Annotated in this window: 22 protein-coding genes; 2 read left to right on the plus strand and 20 right to left on the minus strand. The window is 57.1% G+C overall.

Annotation, left to right across the window (positions count from 1 at the left end):
• Positions 1-5 precede the first annotated feature (5 nt).
• From cheY to ACRDD5_RS14800, 10 genes are all read right to left on the minus strand, one after another.
• Positions 6-395: a chemotaxis response regulator CheY gene (cheY, locus tag ACRDD5_RS14755; RefSeq protein WP_271268555.1), complete on the minus strand. Its 390-nt coding sequence runs from the start codon at positions 393-395 to the stop codon at positions 6-8.
• 16 nt (positions 396-411) lie between these two features.
• Positions 412-1,461 carry a protein-glutamate methylesterase/protein-glutamine glutaminase gene (locus ACRDD5_RS14760; protein WP_271283953.1) on the minus strand — a complete coding sequence of 350 codons (1,050 nt, stop codon included), beginning with the start codon at positions 1,459-1,461 and terminating at the stop codon, positions 412-414.
• Positions 1,458-2,324 carry a protein-glutamate O-methyltransferase CheR gene (gene cheR, locus ACRDD5_RS14765; protein ID WP_271283952.1) on the minus strand — a complete coding sequence of 289 codons (867 nt, stop codon included), beginning with the start codon at positions 2,322-2,324 and terminating at the stop codon, positions 1,458-1,460. The genes ACRDD5_RS14760 and cheR overlap by 4 nt, the downstream gene beginning before the upstream one ends.
• A 19-nt stretch (positions 2,325-2,343) precedes the next feature.
• Positions 2,344-3,945, minus strand: a complete 1,602-nt coding sequence (tap, locus tag ACRDD5_RS14770) for a methyl-accepting chemotaxis protein IV (protein ID WP_438677146.1) — start codon at positions 3,943-3,945, stop codon at positions 2,344-2,346.
• Positions 3,946-3,989: 44 nt separating this feature from the next.
• A complete protein-coding gene (gene tar / locus ACRDD5_RS14775; RefSeq protein WP_438677147.1) occupies positions 3,990-5,657 on the minus strand; it encodes a methyl-accepting chemotaxis protein II in 1,668 nt (555 codons plus the stop codon).
• An 83-nt stretch (positions 5,658-5,740) separates the two neighbouring features.
• Positions 5,741-6,706, minus strand: coding sequence for a Csu type fimbrial protein (locus ACRDD5_RS14780; RefSeq protein ID WP_271283949.1), 966 nt, complete (start codon positions 6,704-6,706; stop codon positions 5,741-5,743).
• A complete protein-coding gene (locus tag ACRDD5_RS14785) occupies positions 6,703-9,087 on the minus strand; it encodes a fimbria/pilus outer membrane usher protein (protein ID WP_438677148.1) in 2,385 nt (794 codons plus the stop codon). The genes ACRDD5_RS14780 and ACRDD5_RS14785 overlap by 4 nt, the downstream gene beginning before the upstream one ends.
• Complete coding sequence (locus ACRDD5_RS14790) at positions 9,063-9,821, minus strand: fimbrial biogenesis chaperone (protein ID WP_271284284.1); 759 nt, start codon at positions 9,819-9,821, stop codon at positions 9,063-9,065. Before ACRDD5_RS14790 ends, ACRDD5_RS14785 begins: the two co-directional genes overlap by 25 nt.
• A gap of 16 nt (positions 9,822-9,837) precedes the next feature.
• Complete coding sequence (locus tag ACRDD5_RS14795) at positions 9,838-10,308, minus strand: Csu type fimbrial protein (RefSeq protein WP_271284283.1); 471 nt, start codon at positions 10,306-10,308, stop codon at positions 9,838-9,840.
• A gap of 87 nt (positions 10,309-10,395) precedes the next feature.
• Entirely contained in the window at positions 10,396-10,932 is a 537-nt protein-coding gene (locus ACRDD5_RS14800) for an SCPU domain-containing protein (protein WP_418939623.1), read from the minus strand.
• 464 nt (positions 10,933-11,396) lie between these two features.
• Between ACRDD5_RS14800 and ACRDD5_RS14805 the strand changes: the two genes are divergently transcribed.
• Complete coding sequence (locus tag ACRDD5_RS14805; RefSeq protein WP_271283946.1) at positions 11,397-12,656, plus strand: dicarboxylate/amino acid:cation symporter; 1,260 nt, start codon at positions 11,397-11,399, stop codon at positions 12,654-12,656.
• 149 nt (positions 12,657-12,805) lie between these two features.
• Here ACRDD5_RS14805 and cheW read toward each other — a convergent pair whose 3' ends face one another.
• The 6 genes from cheW to flhD all read right to left on the minus strand — a co-directional run bounded on the left by cheW (position 12,806) and on the right by flhD (position 18,215).
• Positions 12,806-13,309: a chemotaxis protein CheW gene (gene cheW, locus ACRDD5_RS14810; protein WP_271268564.1), complete on the minus strand. Its 504-nt coding sequence runs from the start codon at positions 13,307-13,309 to the stop codon at positions 12,806-12,808.
• A gap of 21 nt (positions 13,310-13,330) precedes the next feature.
• Positions 13,331-15,343 carry a chemotaxis protein CheA gene (gene cheA / locus ACRDD5_RS14815; protein ID WP_271282347.1) on the minus strand — a complete coding sequence of 671 codons (2,013 nt, stop codon included), beginning with the start codon at positions 15,341-15,343 and terminating at the stop codon, positions 13,331-13,333.
• A 4-nt stretch (positions 15,344-15,347) separates the two neighbouring features.
• Positions 15,348-16,277, minus strand: a complete 930-nt coding sequence (motB, locus tag ACRDD5_RS14820; protein WP_271282346.1) for a flagellar motor protein MotB — start codon at positions 16,275-16,277, stop codon at positions 15,348-15,350.
• Positions 16,274-17,161, minus strand: coding sequence for a flagellar motor stator protein MotA (motA, locus tag ACRDD5_RS14825; RefSeq protein ID WP_271282345.1), 888 nt, complete (start codon positions 17,159-17,161; stop codon positions 16,274-16,276). Before motA ends, motB begins: the two co-directional genes overlap by 4 nt.
• A gap of 122 nt (positions 17,162-17,283) precedes the next feature.
• The gene (flhC, locus tag ACRDD5_RS14830) at positions 17,284-17,862 is read right to left on the minus strand and encodes a flagellar transcriptional regulator FlhC (RefSeq protein ID WP_271282344.1); all 579 of its coding nucleotides are present in this window, start codon (positions 17,860-17,862) and stop codon (positions 17,284-17,286) included.
• Positions 17,863-17,864: 2 nt separating this feature from the next.
• Positions 17,865-18,215: a flagellar transcriptional regulator FlhD gene (gene flhD, locus ACRDD5_RS14835; RefSeq protein ID WP_271282343.1), complete on the minus strand. Its 351-nt coding sequence runs from the start codon at positions 18,213-18,215 to the stop codon at positions 17,865-17,867.
• A gap of 793 nt (positions 18,216-19,008) precedes the next feature.
• On the opposite strand from flhD, the gene uspC reads away from it, so the two are divergent.
• Positions 19,009-19,437, plus strand: a complete 429-nt coding sequence (uspC, locus tag ACRDD5_RS14840; protein ID WP_271282342.1) for a universal stress protein UspC — start codon at positions 19,009-19,011, stop codon at positions 19,435-19,437.
• Positions 19,438-19,456: 19 nt separating this feature from the next.
• Here uspC and otsA read toward each other — a convergent pair whose 3' ends face one another.
• The 4 genes from otsA to araG all read right to left on the minus strand — a co-directional run bounded on the left by otsA (position 19,457) and on the right by araG (position 24,335).
• Positions 19,457-20,881 (minus strand): alpha,alpha-trehalose-phosphate synthase, encoded by a 1,425-nt coding sequence (gene otsA / locus ACRDD5_RS14845; RefSeq protein ID WP_271282341.1) that lies wholly within the window; start codon positions 20,879-20,881, stop codon positions 19,457-19,459.
• Entirely contained in the window at positions 20,856-21,662 is an 807-nt protein-coding gene (gene otsB / locus ACRDD5_RS14850; RefSeq protein ID WP_438677149.1) for a trehalose-phosphatase, read from the minus strand. Before otsB ends, otsA begins: the two co-directional genes overlap by 26 nt.
• Positions 21,663-21,825: 163 nt before the next feature.
• Positions 21,826-22,806, minus strand: a complete 981-nt coding sequence (araH, locus tag ACRDD5_RS14855; protein ID WP_271282339.1) for an L-arabinose ABC transporter permease AraH — start codon at positions 22,804-22,806, stop codon at positions 21,826-21,828.
• 14 nt (positions 22,807-22,820) lie between these two features.
• Complete coding sequence (araG, locus tag ACRDD5_RS14860) at positions 22,821-24,335, minus strand: L-arabinose ABC transporter ATP-binding protein AraG (protein ID WP_271282338.1); 1,515 nt, start codon at positions 24,333-24,335, stop codon at positions 22,821-22,823.
• Positions 24,336-24,354: the final 19 nt, after the last annotated feature.

Genomic DNA, 24,354 nt, shown 5'->3' on the forward strand with positions numbered 1-24,354 from the left:
GTACCTCACATGCCGAGTTTCTCGAAGATCTTCCCGAGCTTCTCTTCCAGTGTTGCTGCAGTGAATGGCTTCACCACATACCCGCTTGCGCCCGCCTGTGCCGCAGCAATAATGTTCTCTTTCTTCGCTTCTGCGGTCACCATCAGCACCGGCAGAGAGGACATCGCGCCATTGGCACGAATGGTTTTCAGCAGTTCCAGACCGTCCATGTTCGGCATGTTCCAGTCAGAAATCACAAAACCAAAACCGCCGCCGTTCAGTTTGTTCAGCGCATCGACACCGTCTTCCGCTTCTTCAACATTATTAAAACCCAGCTCTTTTAGCAGGTTGCGTACGATGCGACGCATGGTGGAAAAGTCATCCACAACCAAAAACTTGAGCTCTTTGTCCGCCATAAAACTACACTCCTCGTTAAATACGTATTGCCTGTCCGGCACTGATTTTTGCCAGCATCTGCTGACTAACCTGACTGAGATCGACCACTTCGCTCACGCCACCCGTATTGATGGCCTCGCGCGGCATGCCGAACACCACACAACTTGCTTCATTCTGCGCGATGGTCCAGGCGCCAGCCTGGTGCATCGCAAGCATTCCGGCGGCGCCGTCGTTGCCCATCCCCGTCAGGATCACCCCAACGGCGTTGCGCCCCGCGTATTTCGCCACCGAATGAAACAGCACATCCACCGACGGCCGGTGCCGGTTAACCGCCGGACCGTCATGAATTCGAATCTGATAGTTCGCCCCGCTGCGCGCCAGCTCCATATGCCTGTCGCCAGGGGCGATATAGGCATGCCCCGGCAGGACGCGCTCGCCGTCTTCCGCCTCTTTTACGCTGATCTGACACAGCTTGTTCAGACGATCGGCAAACGAGCGGGTAAAGCCCGGCGGCATATGCTGGGTAATCAGAATACCGGGGCTGGAGAGCGGCAATGGCTGGAGTACATGGCGAATTGCCTCTGTTCCCCCGGTTGACGCGCCAATCGCCAGCAGCTTTTCCGAGCTCAAAAGCGGGCCGGATTTCAGCAGTGCAGGTGCCGCCAGCGGCTTATGCACCGCAATCTGCGCGCGGGACGCCGTGCGAATTTTCTCGGCGATCATCTCGCTGTAAGCCAGCATCCCTTCGCGAATGCCCAGCTGCGGTTTGGTGACGAAATCCACCGCCCCCAGCTCCAGCGCCCGCAGGGTGATTTCCGACCCTTTGCCGGTCAGGGATGAGACCATCACTACCGGCATCGGACGCAGACGCATCAGCTTCTCAAGAAAATCGATGCCGTCCATGCGCGGCATTTCAACATCCAGCGTTAGCACGTCGGGGTTAAATTTTTTAATCAAATCCCGGGCAACCAACGGATCGGGGGCGGTTGCCACCATCTCCATGTCACTGTGACTGTTGATAATCTCCGTCATGATCTGGCGCATCAGCGCCGAGTCATCGACTGCCAGGACCCTGATTTTACTCATGCTTTATCCTTACTCAGCGCATAGACCGTCTGGCCACGAAGGCTAAACTCGCGCGCGAGATTGCTGAAATTCTCCGAGTGTCCGGCAAACAGTAAACCGTCCGGTTTGAGCAGCGGCACAAAACGGCGAAGGATCTCCTGCTGCGTCGTTTTGTCGAAATAGATCATCACATTACGGCAGAAAATGGCGTCAAAGGGTCCCGCCACGTTGTACTGCTTCTCGAGCAGGTTCAGCGCCGAGAACTCGACTGCGTTCGTCAGTTCGCTGCGCACGCGTACCAGCCCGTCGTGCGGACCCGTGCCGCGCATGAAGTAGCGCTGCAGCTGCTGCGGCGACAGTGTTTTCAGCTCTTCCTGACGGTAGATGCCGTTCTGCGCTTTTTGCAGCACTTCGGTGTCGATATCGCTGGCAATCACCTTCCAGCGACCTGGCGCGGTACCTAACGTATCGGCAAGGGTGATGGCGAGGGAGTACGGCTCCTCACCGGTAGAGGCAGCGGCGCTCCAGACGCGATATTCCCCGCTACGCCGACGCGCATGCTCCGCCAGCACCGGGAAGTGATGCGCTTCGCGGAAAAAGGCGGTCAGGTTAGTGGTCAGCGAGTTGATAAACGCCTGCCATTCCGCGCTGTTCGGATTCGCTTCCAGCATCCCCAGATAGCGGCCAAAATCATCCAGCTCGAGGGTGCGTAAGCGCCGCACGAGACGGTTGTAGACCATGTCGCGCTTGTGATCGGCAAGTACGATCCCCGCGCGCTGGTAGATTAACTGACATATCCGACGGAAATGCGTATCGGACAGCGCGAGGCGCTGTGTCATCTGTAACAGTAATGACGATTGCCCTGAGGGCAGAGATGATGTCATAGCGCCTTCTTAATCACTTTCAGGAACCCACTGGAACGGTCTGCGACCGCCCGACTTCTGTTACGGTTTCAACACGCTCATTCACATTAAAAACAGACACCAGCGAGGTCAGATGATCTGCCTGACTGGCTAACTGGTCGGTGGCCGCCGCCGCCTCTTCCACAAGAGAGGCGTTCTGCTGTGTCACCTGATCCATCTGACTTACTGCCTGGGCAACCTGCTCGATACCGCGACGCTGCTCGTCGGACGCAGACGCGATTTCACCCATAATGTCGTTCACCCGGGTCACGGAACTGACGATTTCAGTCATGGTTTTTGCGGCGGTATCCACCAGCGCAGAACCCTGCTGTACGCGTGACACGGACTCTTCAATCAGCCCTTTGATCTCTTTTGCCGCATTGGCGCTGCGGCTTGCCAGGTTGCGTACTTCACCGGCCACCACCGCAAACCCGCGCCCCTGCTCACCCGCGCGCGCCGCTTCGACCGCGGCATTGAGCGCCAGAATGTTGGTCTGGAAGGCAATGCCGTCGATCACGCTGATGATGTCGCCAATCTTGTGCGAACTGGCGGCGATATCATTCATGGTGCTGGCGACGCGAGTGGCTTGTTCACCCCCCTGCTTCGCCGTTTGCGCAGCACTTTTCGCCAGACCCGAAGCCTGACGGGCGTTGTCGGCGTTCTGCCCGACCGTGGCGGTTAATTGCTCCATGCTGGCAGCGGTTTGCGCCAGCGAGGCCGCCTGCTGTTCCGTACGCGACGAGAGATCGTTGTTACCTTCGGCAATCTCGGAGATCCCGGTGTGCATGGCATAGCTGCCGTGGCGCACCTGGGTCACCGTTTCGCGCAGCGAGCTTTGCATCGCTTTCAGGCTGGCGAAAATGGCCGAAATTTCATTTTTGCCGTACACCGCTACCGGGCGCGCGAGGTCGCCTTTGGCAATGCTGTCGAAATGGCTGCTGATGATCGCCAGCGGCTGGACAATCATTCTGCGCGACCAGAACAGCGCTGCGCTGGTCAGCAACGCGGCCAGCACCACCATGGTGGCGAAGATCACCCCCGACATGTGGTAGCTGTTGCGGCTGTCCGCCCCGGCCTCTTCCACAAAGTGGTTAATTTCCTGCTGCCAGTTTTGCGCGCTGGCGTCAAACGCCGCCTGCGATTCCTGCACTGGCGCAGTGAGGAAGTCCGACAGCTGGTTGTTCTCAAGCCAGGTCGCCTGATGATCTAAATCGCCGTGCCACTGGGCATAGCCCGCCTGCACGGTTTTTTTCAGCGCATCGCCTTTGGCACTGATCGCCCGATGTTCAATAAAGGTTTTGAACATGCCGTCAGCCTGCTTCAGGCTGTCGCGGGCGGTGGTCATCAGCGCTTTAATGTCATCCGGCGGATAGCTCAGGGCTGTTAAGGTTCCGGCCTTGTTCAGCGCGGTACTGGCCTGCAGCAGCACGCCACGGGTCTGGTCGAGCAGCGCCCGCTGCTGATTACCGACTTCCACTTCCTGTAAATTCTGATAGCCGTCGCGAAACGCCCAGAACGACAAGCCGTTACTGCCAACCTGCAATACCCCACACAGAATCAAAATCAAAAACAGTGTGGTCGAGATACGAATACGATTTAACATCCACGCTCCCATTCAGCGGCCAGCAGCCGCGGTTTAAAGTTCGATCAAAATGTTTCCCAGTTGTCATCCTGTCCGGTTGCCAGCGCACGCGGTTTGCCCGATGCAGCGGCAGGCGCCGTCATCGAAGGTCCGGCGTGGGTGGAAACCGTTCTTGCGGGCGTAGAGGTAAGACGAAATGCCGAAACGGCCATCTTCAACAGGCTCGCCTGTTCTTCCAGCGCAGCCGCCGCCGTGGCGGACTCCTGCACCAGCGCGGCGTTTTGCTGTGTAACACGATCCATCTCCGAAACTGCCAGCGCCACCTGGTCAATACCGCGGCTCTGCTCGTCGGAGGCCGAGGCGATCTCACCCATGATGTCCGTCACCCGGGTGACGGCGTTGACGATGTCATTCATGGTTTCACCCGCGCTTTCCACCAGCACCGAGCCGGTATCCACGCGTGAAACAGAGTCCTGAATCAGGGTTTTGATCTCTTTGGCGGCATTGGCGCTGCGGCTGGCGAGGTTGCGCACTTCTCCGGCGACCACCGCAAATCCGCGCCCCTGCTCACCGGCACGGGCGGCTTCAACCGCCGCGTTCAGCGCCAGAATGTTGGTCTGGAAGGCGATACCGTCAATCACGCTGATGATGTCGGCGATTTTCTTCGAGCTGTCGGCGATGTCGTGCATGGTTTTCACCACCCCGTCCACCACCTTGCCGCCGCGCTGGGCGGTTTCAGATGCGCTCTCTGCCAGCTGCGACGCCTGACGCGCGTTGTCGGCGTTCTGTTTAACGGTAGCGGTCAACTGCTCCATACTGGCCGCGGTCTCTTCCAGCGCCGACGCCTGCTGCTCGGTGCGGGACGAGAGGTCATTGTTGCCCATCGCGATCTCACTGGTGCCGGTGTAGATGGCATCCGATCCCTGACGCACGTTGGTGACTGTCTCGATCAGCGAGCGCTGCATGTGGTCCACGCTGCTGGCCAGTTCGGTGATCTCATTGCGACCGGAAATCGCCAGGGTATGCATCAGGTTGCCGCTGGCAATTTCGCGGATGTGGGTAATGACGCGGCCCAGCGGGTTAAGCAGGATATGCCGAATGCCGTACCAGACAGCGATCAGCACAATCGCCAGCGCCAGCGCGAGGATCGCCATCTGCCATTGCGCAAAGCGGTAGTCGTCCACGCTGGTGGTGAAGGCGGTGCGGTACTGCGCGTCGCTGGCTTTAGCGTACTCACCCAGAGCGGCGCCCAGGGCGTTTTGCATCCCCTGAGTCGGTTGGGCAAAGTAGGCGTCAGTATTGCCGCTCTCAAGGAACTGGATCAGCTCCGCCAGACCGGCCGCATAGCTATGATACTTTTCGTCGATGTTCTGGCTCGCCTGTTCCATCGACGGCAGCGGTGCAATCTGCTTGAAGGCCGCGAAGTGTTTCCCGGCTTCATCAAGGGTGGCGCGGGCATTTTTTAACAACTCGGTTTTGGCGCTGCTCTGCTGATTAGCGGCATCCATCATCATCCGCGCCGACGAGCGGCTGAGATTAATGCGGGTTTGCAGCATCAAATCCCAGGTCGTGGTAAGTTCACTTTGCTGAAGGCGTAAATCGTTGGAGGCCGCGAAGATGGCCTGATTGTGTTTAAGAGACGAGAAAAACAGGCTGCCGGAAATAAGCTGCAGAAGTGCGAAGACGACCAGCACTAACATCAGCATTGTGACAACGCGCATACGGTTCAACATACAACACCTTCTAACTGGATTTGTTCCCGGTGTTATCGGCACAACTGGCGAGAACTTTACGCAGGAGTTGGGGAAAGCGTGGTTCAGAAGGCGACGTCGACCACCAGAGTATCGCTGTAGTTGCCTGCGGGCGGCGTCGTTTGGGTGGTTAACACCCGGGCGGTGTAGTTATAGCTGCGCAGTAAACCGTCGGCGCTCACCTGGGATGAAACCCCGCTGGACCAGCGTTCGGTGCCGCTGCTGCCCCAGCGATTGCTGGTGGCTTCTTTATAAATTTCATAGCTCATGCGGTTATTGCCGCTCGCCATGCGCCGCACGTTATTGCTGGCGTTGGCACCGTTATTAATGCCGATGGTATAGACGCTGCCTTTGGTGCAGGTGACCGAGATGGCCTGCGACACCGTAGGGAAGTTCTGCACCAGCGGCGCACTGTTGAAATTGACATTCGGCGTGGTCATTGCGCTGCAGTCGTTGGTGACGGTCATATTCAGGACGATGCTGGTCGTGGCGGTTCCCACCTGCGGGGTGCTACACAAGCCAAGTATACCCACCGCGCAGACGTTGTAGTTGATGCTGAAATTAAGTGTCACCTGATAAGGCCCGGCGCTGACGTTCTGGCCGGGAACGGTGCGAAAATAGAGCGGAATATTGTACTGTTTGGCACCGAGCAGGCTCAACAGCGTCGGGCCGCTCCAGGTGTAGGCTTTGCCAATCTGCACTTCGCTGCTGCTCCCGCAACCGGCCAGCCCGCACAGGCGGGTGGGGATCACGTCGGTTATCGCCGCATTATCGGTGCGCTTCAGGGTGGCGCGGCTGTTGGCATTGACGGTCGCGCCGATGTAATTAAGGGTAATGGAGTCGTTGGTCAGCAGGTTGAGCGTCGCGTCGCAGGTCACCACCAGCGTGCCGGTGGTCTGCACTTCCCCGCTGCCGCTAAGGGCAAACGAGGTGACGTTGCCAAAGTTGGCATTGACGGTGCTGACGGTGCATGCCCCCCAGCTTGCCGTGGAAACCAGCATCAGGACCAGCATCAGCAGCAGGCGTCTCATGGTGACATCCGGCAGGTTAGCGGCCCGAAGGTTTGCAGCTTATGCCCCGGATTGGCGTCCAGCGTGAGGGTCACGTGACAGCGTTTGCCATCCGGCGTGCGCACCGTCAGGGCGTTAACGTCCGCGAGATCTTCCAGCCAGGCGATCCCGTCGTAGCCTACCACCGCCGGGAGCCTGCCCTGGCGCGTCACCTGGCTGCCGAGCGGAATGTCCAGCCCTTCGCCGTCGTGGAGGATCACGCTCGCCACCCGCTCTTGTTCCATCGGGAAGTCCACCAGATAGCCGCTGTTACGCCGCAGCGCCACGCGCCGCTCGGTCTCCTTCAGGCGGGTGTCGGCGGGAAGGTTGAGCGTGTTGATACTGTAGCTGGCCGGATAGTAGGCCGAGACGCCGCTGATCAGCAGATAGCCGTTGCGGTTGGTTTTGCCGACCGGCTGATTCTCGTAGCTGACCGGCACCTCCGGCTGGCCATCGGTACTGACCACCACAAAGGCGTCATTGATTTTGTTGGCGGCAAACAGCTCTCCGTCCATCAGCACCAGCGAGCCCATCGCCTCGCCCCACCAGGTCATCATATTGCGCTCGCCGTAGCCGCCGCCCTGGATCTCGATATTGCTGTTGCGCCAGCCCAGCGAGCCCTGCTGATAGTTGCTGGAACGCGACTGGCGCGCGAGGGCCATGTTCCAGCTCAGGCCGCCGTCGGTGGGCATCGAGTGGTTATAGTTGAAGCGCTGGGTGCTACCGGCTGTCGGGGTGTTTTCCACGGTGATGGCGGCGCTGTCACGTTCGCCAAGCGGGATCTGCAGCGACATCGCTACCGTCCAGTCGCCCTTCTGCTGATCCCGGCTGGCGGCGAGATAAATACTGCTGCTGCCCCACAGATTGCGGCTCCAGGAGAGGTTCAGCAGCTCGGTCTTCTGGTTATCAAAGCTCTGGACGCCGATCCAGGCCGCGCCGATATTGCCGTATTCGCCCATGTTGAAGGTCAGGGAATACTGGTCGGTATTGCGGCTCAGGCTGGCGATGGGCTGGTCGTATTCATCATACAGCGTCGGCTGATCGTACAGCGCCAGATTGCCAAACCCGCGATCGCGGCGGCTGTGTTGGGTGGCAAGGCTAAAGGCGCTGGTGCTGTACTGATAGCCCCAGTTCAGCTGCCCGCCCGTGTCGCCACGCATCTGGCTCTGGGTCCAGGCGGTATTCACTACCCCTAACTGCCCCAGCTTAACCACCGTACCGGCACCGCCGAGCGCCAGTTGTTCCGCCCCTTCCACGTGTCCTTCCAGCGTCAGCCAGTCGGTCAGGCCGTAACGATATGAGCCGCTGCCCGCCGCCGGGCCGTAATCAAAACTGTCGATACCGTAATTGCGCCGCAGGCTGCCGAGGGTAATGGCCCCGTCGCTGAGCCCTTGTTTGAGCAGCTCGCTGGTGACGTAGAACGGCAGCGTGGTGCTGATCTGGCGCCCCAGCGCATCGGTGGTAACCAGCACCGCATCCCCTGCCCCGTTGATATAGGGCAGATTGGTGAGGGTGAATGGCCCCGGCTGCAGATTGGTGGAGCCCGCGCGGTAGCCATTAACGAACAGATCCACGGCGGTAGGCACCGCCGCTTCGCCGGAAAATTCCGGCAGAGGCCAGGTCACCAGGTCCGGGCGCAGGGAGAAATCGCGGCCATAGCTTATCCCGCCCATGCGCACGCTGCTGCTCCAGCTCAGGGCATCGCTGATCACATCCCCGGCGGTCCAGGTGGTGGCGTCCTCTTCGTTGGTAACCATCAGGGTGGTGTCGTAGCGCACGTATCCTTCCTGTTGCCCGCTGCCGCCAGTGAAGTTTTGCCGCACGTAACCGGTGGAGGATAACGATCCCCGTTCGTCAAAATAGCGAAACTCGTGCCACAGGGAGGCCTGGCCGCCGCTGTGTTCAGTGTGGTTGGTGTAGAAGTCGTAGTTGAGGAGCGCCCCTTTGCCAAAGTACGGGGTGCTTTGCGCCATCTGGCCGCTGAATGACGTGGCGCGCGTGCCGACCCACTCCCGCGGGACGCTGAGCAGCAGGCGTTGCCCGCTGCTGTCATACTCGGTGCGCACCTCTTTCAGGCGGGAAACATTCACCTCCCCAGGGGCAACCTGGTCGGCGGGCAGCCCGGCGCGCAGCAGATCGGCGCTGCCTAGCCAGTAATCGCCGCTGCGCCGGGTGACAGGTACCACCAGCCCGGTGTCGTAGTGGTTGACGACCAGCGCCAACTGAAACACCGCCTCGTCGTTGACCGACTGCGGTGCAGGCGGGGGCGGCAACATATCGTCACCGGATTCGGCCCAGCTTGCTGTACTGACACAGAGCAGGATACCCATCAACGGCTTCAGTTGACGGGCGCCGACTGCCATTGCGTATCCCTGGCATTAATTTGCGCACGCATCTGACCCGGCTGCCCGACGCCTGACGGCAGCGGCCAGCTGCGCGCGCTGCCTGGCAGGACATACCCCAGCAGGCCGTCCGCCAGGGTGCGACTCTGCCCACCCTGCTGCAGCGTGACCTGGCTGAGCCGGACATGCACATCGCCCTGATTACGCACCTGTAGCGCAGGTTGCCCGTTCTCACGCACCACTCGCCAGCTGAGGTCGCGCGGCTCCACCAACGCGTGATGCGCGCCCTCTTTAATGGTCTCTATCCCCTGCCCGTAAACGAATAGCGGAATGGAGTAGCGCATCTGCAGCTTTAACCCCATCTGCGGGGTCTCTTTATCCTGCGGCTGAGGGATTTCATCCACGATGATGCGGTAGGCTTGCTCCACCCCCACCGGGACATTCCCCTGTTTGATCAGGCGAATGAGCTGCTTGCTGCCCTTGTCGATGGTGACAATCGGCGGACTGGCGACCACCTCCTGCTGCGCCGTGTAGCGCTCAAGGCCATTTTCCTGCCGCCAGCGTACAATGCGTACCTGCATGGTGGTGGCGCTGTTGCCCTGATTCTGCACCCACAGTTCGGTCGCTTTGGTATCGGCTGACAGCCAGGGATCAATCGGCCACAGCAGAATCGTTGCCGCACCCTGGACCTGCCCTACCATACTGCCCAGCGCCAGCATCAGGCCGGGCAGGCAACGCCGCGAGAATACCTTCATCATCCCTCTCCCTTTTTCACCACGTTAAGGTCACGGTGAGTTGATCTGCATAATTTCCGGCCGGACTGAACCCGGTCAGAAGCGCCACGCCAAACAGCGGCAGCGCAATGTTATTGCTGTTGGTGTAGGCCACGGACACCGACTGGTTGACACCGATTTCACTGTTGGCCGCCAGTGAACTGCTGCTGTACAGGCGATACGCTACCTGACTGGTGCCTCCCGCCCGCTGCATATTGCGCACCGAGGTATAGTGCTGGCCGCCGTCGATGCTCATGCTCAGCGCCACTCCTGGCGTACAGGCGATCGACAGCGATCCGTTCGGCACAAAGCTGGTGTTCACCGCACCGCTTTCCACCCCGGTGTGGGTGCCAAAATTGAGCGTACCCAGCAGGCCGCCGCTGCCCGCCACCACCGAGCAGCCGGGGGTGATGGTGGCATTGACCTGAAAAGACTGGGTGGTCACTGCCCCGGCGTGACTCGCCGCCATCAGCAGGCTGAGGATAAAAAAAGCGCGCAGTTTGCCCTCTCCCTGGTGTTGGAGCGATGGCGTATTGCCAATCATCGGGAACTGGCGCTAATAGGTGACGCTGACGTTGATGGTATCGGTGTAGGTGCCTGGCACCACGGTGACGCTATTGCCGCCGCCGGTTATCCGCCCATACAGCGTGTAGCTGTCGACGCCGCCCGCGGTGGAGGCCACCGGCAGCGGTGCGTTGTTGGCAATGATGTTGTTAAATCCGCCGTCGCTGAACAGGCTGTAGGCCACACCCTGGCTGGCGTCGGAGGTATTCACCAGATAGCGCGTCGGCGTACCTGGCGTTCCCACGACCGTGCCTGGCGCGGTGGCGTTGGTGTTGCCGGTGATCGCCACCGAGTAGCTGGCGGTGGTGCACTGGATGGTAAAGGTGTTGCCGCCGCTGGCACCGGTTAACTGGGTGGTCAGGGTCGAGAACGTGGCGGGATGGGTGCCAAAATCGAGCGTACCGAAGTTGATCCCGTTCTGGGTTGGCGAGCCGTTAATCAGACAGCCGTTGGTCAACGTCAGGGTCGCGCCAATGGTGCCGCTGCTGGTTACCGCCTGGGTTGGACCGGACGCAATGATGGCGAGCATCCCACCGGTAAATAGCAGCAGATGTGTTTTATTCATTTCCCACCCTCCAGAAAAAATCGCATCGGGTTATCACCGTTTTCTGATAACGCTCAATCTGTTAGCACCCATTACGTTTCTGTCGGGTGGTTAATCTGAAATTTAGTTTATGGATCCCGACTCAACCACTTTTCACCCGGGACCTCATACCTTTGCCGTATTGACGTAAATTTACTAATTAAAACAATTAGATAAAAAATGTCATGTCCTGATTAACAAACAAAGCGGGAAAATATATTGGTAGAAACGTGATAAGCATCACAATATATCCACACCAACTTAGCAACAAAATTAATAATTATTAAAAAAATATTGAAATGACAATCAATTTACTTCAGTTTAGGTAATGGATTTATTGATGTGCTGAATAATAAAACCTATATAAATCAGCAAATTGAATAATACATACATTTAACGAGGATTTTTTGGTGGCAAGTGCAAACAAACTCACGATCTTTATCGTGATTTTTATGCTGGCGGGCATTCTGTCCGGCGCGGTTATTCATCAATATGCGTCAGCCGACGCGATAGCAACCTGGTCAGACAACATCACGTTATTTACCGATATGTTCCTGCGGCTCATTAAAATGGTGATAGCGCCGCTGGTCTTTAGCACCCTCACGGTGGGGATCATGCGCCTCGGCGAAACCGCCACCATTGGCCGCGTAGGCGGTAAAGCAATGGTCTGGTTTATCAGCTCATCGGTACTCTCTATTCTGGTCGGCCTGTTTATCGTCAGCCTGTTGCACCCCGGCAGCGGCCTGAATCTGGCCGTACCAACCGGTTCGGTCGAGACCGGGCTAGCGACCGGCGGTATGACCCTGAAAGGTTTCCTGTCCCACACCATCCCGACCAGCATTGCCGGGGCGATGGCGAACAACGAGATCCTGCAGATTGTCGTGTTTTCGATGTTCTTTGGCATTGGCGGCGCATCGCTGGGCGAAAAATTTAACGCCCCGCTGGTGGCAGCGCTGGACGTCGTGTCCCACATCATGCTGAAGGTGACGGGCTACGTGATGTACGTTGCCCCGCTGGCAATCTTCGCTGCCATCTCCTCGGTGATTGCTACCCAGGGGCTGGGCATTTTACTGAACTACGCCTCGTTTATCGGTGGCTACTATCTTGCAATCGTCCTCACCTGTCTGGTGCTGCTGGCGGTGGGTTATATGGTGCTGAAAAAAGAGATCTTCCGGCTGGTCAGTATGCTGAAAGATCCGGTACTGGTGGCGTTCACCACCAGCAGCTCGGAAGCGGCCTACCCGAAAACGCTGGAGCAGCTCACCCGCTTTGGCTGTTCACGCAACATCGTGTCGTTCGTTCTGCCGATTGGGTATTCGTTTAACCTGGTGGGATCAATGGTGTATTGCTCGTTTGCGTCGATGTTTATCGCCCAGGCGTACAATATCCAGCTGAGTTTTTCCGAGATTGTGGTGTTGATGTTGACCCTCATGCTGGCCTCAAAAGGCATCGCCGGGGTACCGCGTTCTGCGCTGGTGGTGCTGGCGGCAACCATTCCGAGCTTCCATATTCCGGTGGCGGGTATTTTGCTGCTGATGGGGATTGATCACTTCCTGGATATGGGGCGTTCGGCGATTAACGTGCTGGGGAATGGCGTGGCGACGGCGATGCTGGCGCAGAATGAGGGGTTGCTGGAGGAGGAGCCTGAGCTGGTGGAGCAGGAGGCGTAAGGGTTTCTCTAAAATACGACAAACGGCAACTTGTGGTTGCCGTTTTGCTTGTGGCTGGTGCGGCCTGATCCCCTCACCCCGGCCCTCTCCCGGAGGGAGAGGGAGCACACACTAAAAACGGCAACCGGAGGTTGCCGTTTTGCTTTTATTTATGCCACATGATTTGCTGCGACGTCTAACAGCGCCATCTCATCGCTGTTCAGCAGCTTCTCAATGTTCACCAGAATCAGCATGCGGTCGCCGAGCGCACCCAGACCGGTCAGGTATTCGGTGGACAGCGTCACGGCAAACTCCGGTGCCGGGCGGATCTGATCGGTGGTCAGGGAGAGCACATCCGATACCCCATCAACCACGATCCCGACCACGCGCTGACCCAGATTGAGGACGATCACCACGGTGTTCTCGTTGTACTCCACGTCGCCCTGGTTGAACTTGACGCGCAGGTCAACAATCGGCACGATCACGCCGCGCAGGTTGGTCACGCCTTTGATAAATTCAGGCGTGTTGGCGATACGGGTCACCTGATCATAGCCACGGATTTCCTGCACTTTCAGAATATCGATACCGTATTCTTCATCACCTAAAGTGAAAACCAGGAATTCCTGCCCTGATGGCTCGCCGGCCAGCTTCGTTACATTACTCATACCGGTCATGTTTTTACCTTCTTAACTGAATCAGGCGGCTGTGTGCGCCATACGTTGTTCACGATTTAATCCCTGAAGCGCCGACACGTCGACGATCAGCGCCACGCTGCCATCCCCGAGGATGGTGGCGGCGGAAATTCCCGGCACTTTGCGGTAGTTGCTCTCAAGGTTTTTCACCACCACCTGATGCTGACCAATCAGCTGATCAACCAGCAGCGCATAGCGACGGCCTGCGCTTTGCAGGATCACCACAATCCCCTGCGTGGCTTCGGTTTTGGCCCCGTCCACGTCGAATACTTTCCACAGCTCCAGCAGCGGCAGGTATTCGCCACGCACTTCCAGCACGCGCTCGCCGCCCGCCAGTGGATGGAGATCTTCTTCACGCGGCTGCAGCGATTCCATCACCGCATTCAGCGGCAGAATGAAGACTTCGTTCGCCACTTTCACCGACATGCCGTCGAGGATCGCCAGCGTCAGCGGCAGCAGGATGCGAATGGTCGTCCCGGTCCCCTGCTTCGATTTGATCTCAACGTGGCCGCCCATCTCCTGGATGTTACGTTTCACCACATCCATGCCCACGCCGCGCCCGGAGACGTCCGTCACCTGCTCGGCGGTAGAGAAGCCCGGGGCGAAAATCAACATCCCGACCTCTTCGTCGGTCATGTTTTCGTTGACTGCCATCCCCTGCGACAGAGCCTTGGCGAGGATGCGCTCGCGGTTCAGGCCCGCACCGTCGTCGGTCACTTCGATGCAGATATTCCCGCCCTGATGCTCTGCGGAGAGGATCAGGTTGCCGACCGGGGATTTCCCTGCCGCCACGCGGTTTTCCGGCAGCTCGATCCCGTGGTCAAGGCTGTTACGCACCAGGTGCGTTAACGGATCGATGATGCGCTCAATCAGGCTCTTATCCAGCTCGGTGGAGCTACCCATCAGCGTCAGTTCAATCTGCTTGTTAAGCTTGCTGGCCAGGTCGCGCACCAGACGTGGGAAGCGGCTGAAGACGTATTCCATCGGCATCATACGAATCGACATGACCGATTCCTGCAGATCGCGGGCGTTGCGCTGCAGCTGGCTCATGCTGGTGATCAGTTCCCCGTGGTTCACTGGATCCAGCTCGTTGGAACGCTGGGCCAGCATCGACTGGGTGATCACCAGTTCGCCCACCAGGTTGATCAGCTGGTCGACTTTTTCTACCGCCACACGAATGGAGGTGGATTCGCTGACGCGCGCGGCCGGTTTTTCACGTTCGGCGCGGCCTGGGGCTGGAGTCTCTGCCGGTACTGCCTTCAGGGCTGGTGCGGCAGGTACCACCGCCGGAGCAGCTGGCGCTTCAACAATGGCTTCGACCACCGGCTCATCGATCACCGCTTCAAAATCAATCTGCTCAGGCTCGATCACAAAGCACAGCACCGCAATGACATCGTCTTTGCCGATCCCACCGCCGAGCGTGGCGGCGAGGGTATCTTTGCCCTTCACCACGTTGCTCAGGGTCGCCAGATTGCTCAGTTCCTCTTCCAGCAGGTTAACTTCGCTCTCTTTCAGGCCGGACAGCAGGATCCGCAGACGGTCGTCCGCAACGGTTGCCGCGACAGGGGCAGCGTCCACCACGCTCAGTTTTGCCGGGGCGACGGCGGGTACCGCCGCTTCACCTTTGGCTTCAAGGGCTAACTGACGCAGGGCGTTGCAGATATATTCAAAGCTGGCAGCATCCTGCTCTTGCGAGCTTTTATAGGCATCGAGCTGTTCCTGCATAATATCTTTCGTTTCCAAAAACAGGTTAATAATGTCGGTATTGAGCTGCATCTCACCGCGTCTGGCTTCATCCAGCAGGTTTTCCATCAGGTGCGTGGTTTCCTGCAGGATGGTAAAGCCAAACGTGCCGGCGCCCCCTTTTATGGAGTGGGCAGCACGAAAAATGGCGTTGAGCTGCTCTGAATCCGGCGCTTCGGGCACCAGATCCAGCAGATGTTGCTCCATATCAGCCAACAACTCGTCGGCTTCATCAAAAAACGTCTGGTAAAAATCGGTAATATCCATGCTCACGCTATCACCTCGGATTGGCTGGTGGCGATGTTGGAACGGCAGCCGAAGGCACGGCGCCTGGCTGTTTTAAATCATCCAGTGACTCATTCTGACTGCTGGCGTTTTCGTGCAGGATGGCCTGCTCCGCCTGTTTATTGAGCACTAAGAGACTAATACGACGGTTGATGGCATCGTCAGGCCCGCGATCGGACATGCGCATCGTGGCGGCCATGCCGACGACCCGCAGCACTTTGCCATCATCCAGTCCTCCGATCACCAGCTCGCGGCGGGAAGCGTTGGCGCGATCCGCAGAGAGCTCCCAGTTGCTGTACCCTTTTTCGCCGCCGGCGTAAGGGAAGTCATCGGTGTGGCCGGAAAGACTGATTCGGTTTGGGATCCCATTCAATACGGGCGCAATACCGCGCAGGATATCGCGCATATAAGGTTCCACTTCGGCGCTGCCGGTTTTAAACATCGGCCGGTTCTGGCTGTCGATAATCTGAATACGCAGCCCCTCCTGCACCAGGTCGATCTTCAGGTGCGGACGCAGCGCGCGCAGCTTGGGATCGGCCTCAATCAGCTGATCCAGATCGCCGCGCAGTTTCTGCAGACGGCTCTGCTCCATGCGTTTTTTTAACTCATCGATGTTCGGCTCGCGCTTCACTTCGCCTTGTTTTTGCGTGTAATCATCGCCACCGCCGGGGATGAGGCTGTCGCTGTTAGAAATACGCGGCCCGGTCGACACCGCCGTCGCCAGCGGAGTGCGGAAATACTCAGCGATCTGAATCAACTCCTTCGGGCTGGAGATGGAGATCAACCACATCACCAGGAAGAAGGCCATCATCGCGGTCATAAAGTCGGCATAGGCAATTTTCCATGAGCCGCCATGATGGCCTCCATGACCTTTGTGCTTACGCTTTTTGACGATGACGATAGGATGGGCCTGGTTTTTCATGCGTCTTCAGTGCTCGTCTGCTGGTTTGGGTTCTTCACCGCACGCACGTGCTCTTCGAGCTCGTTAAACGATGGACGCTCGCTGGAGTACAGCGTTTTGCGCCCAAACTCGACCGCGATCGGCGGGGCATATCCGTTCAGATTGGAGAGCAGGGTAATTTTGACGCACTGCATCATTTTGCTGGTTTCGGCGCTTTTCTGACGCAGCACGGTTGCCAACGGGGAGATAAATCCGTACGCCAGCAGGATACCGAGGAAGGTTCCCACCATCGCGTGGGCAATCAGCGCGCCCAGCTCTGCTGCCGGACGATCCGCCGAGGCCAGGGCATGAACCACCCCCATTACCGCCGCGACGATCCCGAACGCAGGCAAGGAGTCCCCTACCATCGCCAGGCTGTTGGCCGGGACTTCGGTTTCGCTTTCGTGGGTTTCGATCTCTTCGTCCATCAGGGCTTCGATTTCAAACGTGTTCATGTTGCCGCTGATGATCAGGCGCAGATAGTCGACGATGAATTCCAGCATCACCTTATCGGCGAGGATGCGCGGATAGCTGGCAAAAATCTCGCTCTCCTGTGGATTCTCGATATCGCGCTCCAGCGAGAACATCCCCTGCTGGCGTGATTTGGCCATCAGGCGATACAGCAGCGCCAGCAGATCCATGTACATGCTTTTGGTGTACTTCGAACGACGGAACAGTAACGGCAGCGCCTTTAACGTCGCCTTGATCGCCTTACCGTTGTTGCCAACGATAAACGCCCCCACCCCTGCACCGCCGATGATGACCAACTCAGCGGGTTGATAGAGTGCCCCAAGGTGCCCGCCGGTCATCATATAACCGCCGAAAACTGTACCGAGAACTACCAGGTAACCTAATAAGATAAGCACGACATCATCCTTCCGCTAGTGACTTTAGCTGGATGCACAGTTCGGGGTTTACCCGCCCTTCGGGCATAAAAAAAGCAGCGGTAATAACTTACCGCTGCTGGAATCTTGCCCCTGGGATCGGGTTAAACAGCTTGTACGATCTGTTCATCCAGCAGTTGTGGATTACTATCGGCAGGATCCCGGGAAAGTTTACGTCTTTTTACCGCGCGGGACGGCGGTTGGCACAAACTGCAGGCAAAGCTGCCGGCAGGCTGATGCGCATGGGTAATAAAGTTACCGCTACAGCAGTTGCAGCGAGACAGTTCGAGCAGTCCGCTCTCGACAAAACGCACCAGCGTCCATGCGCGCGTCAATGCCAGCAGCGGCCCTTCTTCAGGCTGCGGGCACTGCTCGAGGTACAGTTTGTAGGCTTTAATGACGGCATCAACGCCGCTGCATAAGCCGGTCTTGAGCAGATACTGCCAGGCGTTACAGAACATAGAAGCGTGAATGTTCTGCTCCCATGTCATAAACCAGTCGGTGGAAAACGGCAGCATCCCCTTTGGCGGTGGGCTACCGCGCAATTCTTTATACAATTTGATAAGACGACCACGGCTCAGCTGCGTCTCGCTTTCCAGCATTTGCAAACGCGCACCCAAGGTGATCAATTCCATCGCCAGCTGAATATCACGCGCTTCCTGAACAATGCTCTTCTCACTCATCGTTACGCCCTTTTCTTACGGGCTGCGTCATCAGCCTGGCTGATGTCGTTGAGCAGACGGGTAGAAAGCAAAATACCGGTGTGAACCTGCTGCAGGTCGTCCACGCGGGAATCTTGCGTCAGTTGCGTGATGGTCTGGTGGTTATCAAAACGGAACTGGCAAACCAGTTGATTGGTTTCGGCCAGTTTCACCATTTGTGGCAGCGTTAACGCTCCTAACGTAGTGGCCATCTCTTCATGGATACCCAGGCGGAACATCGCCGAGGCTTTGTCCTGGCTAATTAAACGTTGTGCAAGCAGTAAATATGACAGGTTGATGTCATAGATGTGTTTTAGCAATTCGGATGTATGCATCGGTTCCTTCCCGAATAACCTACAATCATTTTTTGTGCGGGTATCCCGCACCCCGTGATGTCGCCGGGAAAACCCCGGTAAAAAAAGAAGAAAAGGCTAAAACACATAGTCGAATTAAGTTGTGTAGAGATGAATCACGTAAAGAAGAATAATTGTCCTCTCTTACACATTTATCATTTCTTACAATTAACTAAGATTTTTCCTAATTCGCCGCAACTCTACCCGTCCGGTTTATCACATACAATGCAGCCTCGCCTGAAATTTGAAATAAATGTGATCCAGATCACATAATTTGCCTGAATTTGAGCCAAAAATCCATCAGCCCCGCTTCTAAATTGTCTTTTTTATGAGCGTTTAACCACAGGATATATTCTCTGATGCCGAATATTCATGCAGAAGCATGAACTGAAGCGGCACGTTACTTGCCGGGGGTTGACAGCGAACAAACGCCCGCCCGGCCTCGCTATGTCTATGATAGAAACGCCTAATTTAACCCTTTCTAAAACAGCCAGTTAACCGTGAAAAATGCTGAAGTAATTTCCTCCCGTTACCGCTTTTTAAAGGTTAATGCAAGGTTAAAATCTAAGTAATACAGGTAATTAAATTTGTATGATTAACGTTAAGTAATCGTTTACAGTCGATGCGTGCATAACCGGGCTATTCGTTGCATAAGAATTATTAATGAATAATTATGATAAGCGTCACACTAATGCCACCTTCCTCTCTTGCGCAATGAGAGGAAGCGCGCTAATGCTGATGCAAAGGCGGTTTACCCAATCTTCTGGAGGACGCAATGAGTTACTCCCATCTTCTTGTTTGTGTGGCCCTTTCCCCTGAAAGCGAGCAGTTACTGAGCAAAGCGGTTGCCATCGCCCGCCCGACGCAGGCGCGCATCACGCTGGTGACACTGGGGACAGAACCCGAAATGTATAACCAGCTCGCCGCCCCGATGCTGGAAGATATTCGCGATGTGTTACAGGAGGAGACACAGCAATTTCTGGATGCACTGATTGCGCACGCAGAATATCCGATTGCGCAAACGGTGATTGCGACCGGTGAAATAAGTCAGTGTATTTATGATATATGTCAAAAACAGCAAGTGGATTTAGTGATATGCGGCAACCATAATCACAGTTTTTTTTCTCGCGCGGCATGCAGCGCAAAAACCATTGTCAGCGGCAGCAAAGTGGACGTGCTGTTAATTCCACTCAGCGCTGTGTGAGCCACTGAGTGAAAAATCATCAGGCCAGTTTAGGGAAGGTTGCGACCTTTTTTTGCAGATTGCTCTCCACGCTGTGGGGAGTGATGTCATTCAGATCCTGAATAAAGCGCGCCTGCCAGCGATCGATATCATTTTCACGGATCACTTTCATCATCTCAGCATGGCGTGATATGCGCTCCGTTAGCGGCATTTTCAGCGCACGATGCAGCGCGTTCGCCACATCGTCCCTGTCGTAAGGATTAACAATCAGTGCTGAGGTCAGCTCGTTGGCGGCACCGGCAAATTGCGACAGCACCAGCACGCCGGGATCCTTCGGGTCCTGCGCCGCAACGTACTCCTTCGCCACCAGATTCATCCCATCGCGCAGCGGCGTCACCAGCCCGACGTCGGCATAGCGGAATACCTTCATCAGGATTTTGCGCTCAAAGTGCTGGTTTAGATAGAACAGCGGCGTCCAGCCCAACTGCCCGTAGCGACCGTTGATGCGTCCGGCTTCGGTTTCCAGCTGATGACGAATATCCTGATAGGCCTGCACTTCTCCGCGTGAGGTTGGCGCAATCTGGGTGTAGCGGATTTTGCCGTGGTGTTCAGGGAATTTTTCCAGCAGCGTCTCATAGGCCTGAAAACGCTCCGGCAGCCCTTTGGAGTAATCCAGTCGCTCAACGGAGAAGATGTTTTTGACGTGCTTCAGCTCATTTTTAAGCTGCGCCAGCTTGGGCGGCAGCGGTCCGGAGGCCTGTTCGGCAATATCATCTGGCTCGATACCAATCGGATAGACTTCGGTGTGGAACCGCTTGCCCCAGGCAGTATGCGCCCCGTCATCGTGAGCAATAAGCCGCGTTTTACTGGCAACACAGTCCAGGAAGGCCAGGCGGTCGTTATCGGTCTGGAAGCCCAGCAGGTCGTAGTCACAGAGCTGTTCGAGCAGTTCCTCACCGGGCGGCAGTGCGTTAAAGATCTCGGGGGTCGGGAACGGGATATGCAGGAAGAAGCCGATGCGGTTATTGATCTCACGCTTGCGCAACTCGCTGGCAAACGGCAGCAAATGGTAATCATGCACCCACAGCATGTCGTCCTGTTTGACCAGCGGTGTCAGCTTATCGGCCAGCAGGCGGTTTACCCGCATGTAGCCGTCCCAGGCTTCACGCTTAAACTTCACCAGGTCCAGGCGATAGTGAAAGGCTGGCCACAGCACCGCATTGGAAAACTGGCTGTAATATTCATCGTAATCCTGCTCGTTGAGGTTAAACGAGGCCCAGGTGATGTTCCCCCGCGTGACCTTTTTAAGCGGTTTGTCGTCCTGACCAATGTCCCCGCTCCAGCCAAACCAGAGTCCGCCGGTGCTTTTCAACGCACCCAGTACCCCCACCGCCAGGCCACCCGCGCTGGCTTTTTTGTCATCCGGGGGAGCGATTCGGTTAGAGACTACGATCAAGCGACCCATATTCAGTTCTCCTGTTAGTTTGCGCTATTTGTTTTTCTTGTTGATGGTTAGCGGCTTTTATTATCCATTCCCAGACATCAGGCACCGTTGCCAGCCGCCAGCTGGCTTTGGTCTCACCTGCGCCGACTTTCACTGACACGCCTTTGAGCTGATTAACCACCTCAAAGCCGTGTTCATCCGTCAGGTCATCGCCAAAGAAGACCGGCGTTCTGCCCGCAAAAGGCGCTTCATGCATAAAAGCCGAGATGGCTTCGCCTTTGTGGATCCCGCGTGGTTTGATTTCAACCACGCATTTACCCGGCTGGAGCGACAGCTGCGGATTGTCACGCACCACTTGTTCCGCCAACGCCTGCACCTGTGGCTGATACTGCGGGGCCTGACGGTAGTGGAGCGCAAAGGCCATACCTTTGGCTTCCAGTTCAGTGCCCGGCAGCCAGGAAAGCGCCGTCGCCAGCTGAGCATGCAGCGTCTGGACCAGTTCCTGAGGAAGCGTGACGATGTGCGCGTGGCCATGGATGTCGCGGCGCTCTGCGCCGTGTACCCCGGCTAGCGGGAAACGGTACGGTTCGGCGAGCTTATCCAGCTCGGCCATTGAACGCCCTGATATCAATGCCAGTGCACCCTGATTCAGCAGCGACAGCTGATTCAGCGCATGTAAAACGTCGTCCGGAACGGCCACTTCATCGGGATGCGGTCTGATGGTGGCAAGGGTTCCGTCGAGGTCAAAAAACCAGGCAAAATCGTCAGACAGTAAAGGCGGTGAAGTTAACGTATCGGCCACCCTGATCCTCCTTACGGTTGGCGAGATGAAAACAGTTAACATCTCAGTAGCCATGTAAGTATAGACAGTGTGACGCTGCTCGCCATTTGACACCCCCCTTCCGCTGCGTCCGGAAAGGGGGTCTACACTTAAAAGTTGGGGTGGGTAAAGGCAGGAAACATGCTTAAACGGTACGCTTCGCTTTTTGTTTGTAACGGTCGAAGATCACCGCCGCCAGCAGGATGAGACCGCGAACCACGTACTGCGAGAATGGGGAGATGTTCAGCAGGTTCATGGCGTTCTCCACGGTGCCTAGGATCAGGATACCGGCCACCACATATGAGATTTTTCCGATGCCGCCTTTCAGTGAAACCCCGCCCAGCACGCAGGCAGAAATCACAATCAGCTCATAGCCAATCGAGGTCATCGGCTGACCGCTGGTCATGCGCGAGGCGAGGATTATCCCTGCGGCCGCCGACACCAGACCGGAGAGCATAAAGATGATGATCTTGGTCCGCACCACCGGAACCCCGGCGAGGCGAGAGGCCTCTTCATTGCCGCCAATTGCTAGCGTGTTGCGACCAAAGGTGGTTCTGTTCAGCAGGAAACCAAAGAGTATCAGGCAGGCGACCGTCAGCCAGATAGGTGCCGGCAGACCGAACCAGTTGGCATAGCCGAGGGCGAAGAAGCGCTCGTCTTCAATCCCCACCGCCTTACCGTCAGAGATGATATAGGCCAGGCCGCGCACAATCTGCATGGTGGCGAGGGTGGTGATCAGGGCGTTGATTTTCAGACGTGCAATCACAAAACCGTTCACCAGCCCGCTGAGGGCACCGAGCAGCAGACCCGCCGCCACGCCAATCCACAGGCTTTCGGTCATATTAATGACTACCGCAGTCGTCACCCCGGCGCAGGCGATGACCGAGGCCACCGACAGGTCGAAGTCGCCCGAGGCCAGACAGAACAGCATCCCGCAGGCGACCATCCCGGACATGGAGATCGCCAGTCCCAACCCCTTCATATTAATGAAGGTGGCGAAGTTAGGCACAAAGAGCGCGCAGCCAAGGAACAGCACGGCGAATACCACCAGCATGCCGTACTGATCCCAGATGCGTCCCAGGCTGAAGGCCGATTTCGGCGATCCGGATGTAGTAACAGAAGACATCTTATTCTCCTTACTCAGGCGACGGCCTGGCTAACTTTAGGCATAGCGAGGCTTAACGCCTGCTTTTCATTCGCCTGTTCATGAAGCAATTCACCGGCGATCTCGCCTTCCCGCATCACCACGATCCGGTCGGCCACGCCCAGCACTTCCGGCAGGTCGCTGGAGGCGAACAGTACCGCCACCCCGCGTTTTGCCAGTGCGTAAATCACGTTATAGATTTCGTGCTTGGCCCCCACGTCAATGCCCCGGGTCGGTTCATCCAGCAGGATCACCTTCATCTCTTCCGACAGCCAGCGGCCCAGAATCGCCTTTTGCTGGTTGCCGCCGGAGAGGTTCATAATCAGCTGTTCAGCGCCAGGCGTTTTGATATTCAGGGAACGAATGTGGTGATCGGCGTTACTGGCCTCCCACGCGTCGTTAATCAGGCACCCGGCACGAATAGACTTCCGCCGCGCCGAGATGTTGATGTTATCCCGCACAGAGTGCACCGGAATAATCCCCTCGGCTTTACGGTCCTCCGGACAGAGCATCATCCCCGCACGAATGGCGTGGGCGGGTTTCTGGATATCGACCAGCTGACCGTCAATAAACACCTGTCCGTCGGTGATCTTTGTGCCGCCAAACAGCCCTTTCATCAGTTCACTGCGCCCGGCCCCCACCAGCCCGAACAGGCCGACAATCTCGCCGCTGCGCACCGTCAGCGTGATCGGTTTACGCACGCCCGGCGCTTTGACCTGTTCAAGACGCAGCAGCTCGCCGCCGTACTGACGCGATTCCCAATGGTAGATGTCGCCCAGCTCGCGGCCGACCATCGCCTGTACCAGCTGGTCATGGTTGACCTGCTGCATATCTGAGAAGGTGCGCACATAGCGGCCATCTTTAAAAACAGTGATCGCATCGCTGAGGGCAAAGATCTCTTCCATACGGTGCGACACGTACAGAATGATGCGCCCTTCTTTGCGCAGCTCGCGGATCACGCGGAACAGGTTTTCTATCTCACGCGCCGACAGCGAGCTGGTCGGCTCATCGAAGGCAATAACCTTGGCATTGCGCGCCAGCGCTTTGGCGATTTCAACCATCTGCCACTGGCCGATGGAGAGATACTTGAGCGGGGTCTGCGGGTCAATATCCAGCCCGAGGTGCTTGAGCTGTAGCCCAGCTTCATAGTTGAGCAGCGAACGGTTAACGAAACCGCTTTTGTGCGGGAGTTGCCCGAGGTAGATGTTTTCCGCGACGGTCATCTCGGGAACGAGGTGCAGTTCCTGATAGATGATGGCGACACCGGCGTTCAGCGCGGCGGTGGTGTCAGCAAAGGCAACCTCTTTGCCCTGTAAGGCAAGCGTGCCGGTCGTGGGGGCGTAATTGCCGCTGAGAATTTTCAACAGCGTGGATTTTCCGGCGCCGTTCTCCCCCATCAGGGCATGGACCTGGCCCGCATAGCAGTCAAAGCTGATATCGGTCAGCGCATTGACGCCGGGGAAGGTTTTGCCGATGCCGCGAAAAGAGAGATACGGTTCTGACTGGTGCATAACGTCTCCGAGGATCGAG

It is taken from the genome of Silvania sp. (assembly GCF_051656365.1).
Taxonomy (GTDB): domain Bacteria; phylum Pseudomonadota; class Gammaproteobacteria; order Enterobacterales; family Enterobacteriaceae; genus Enterobacter; species Enterobacter hatchlandensis.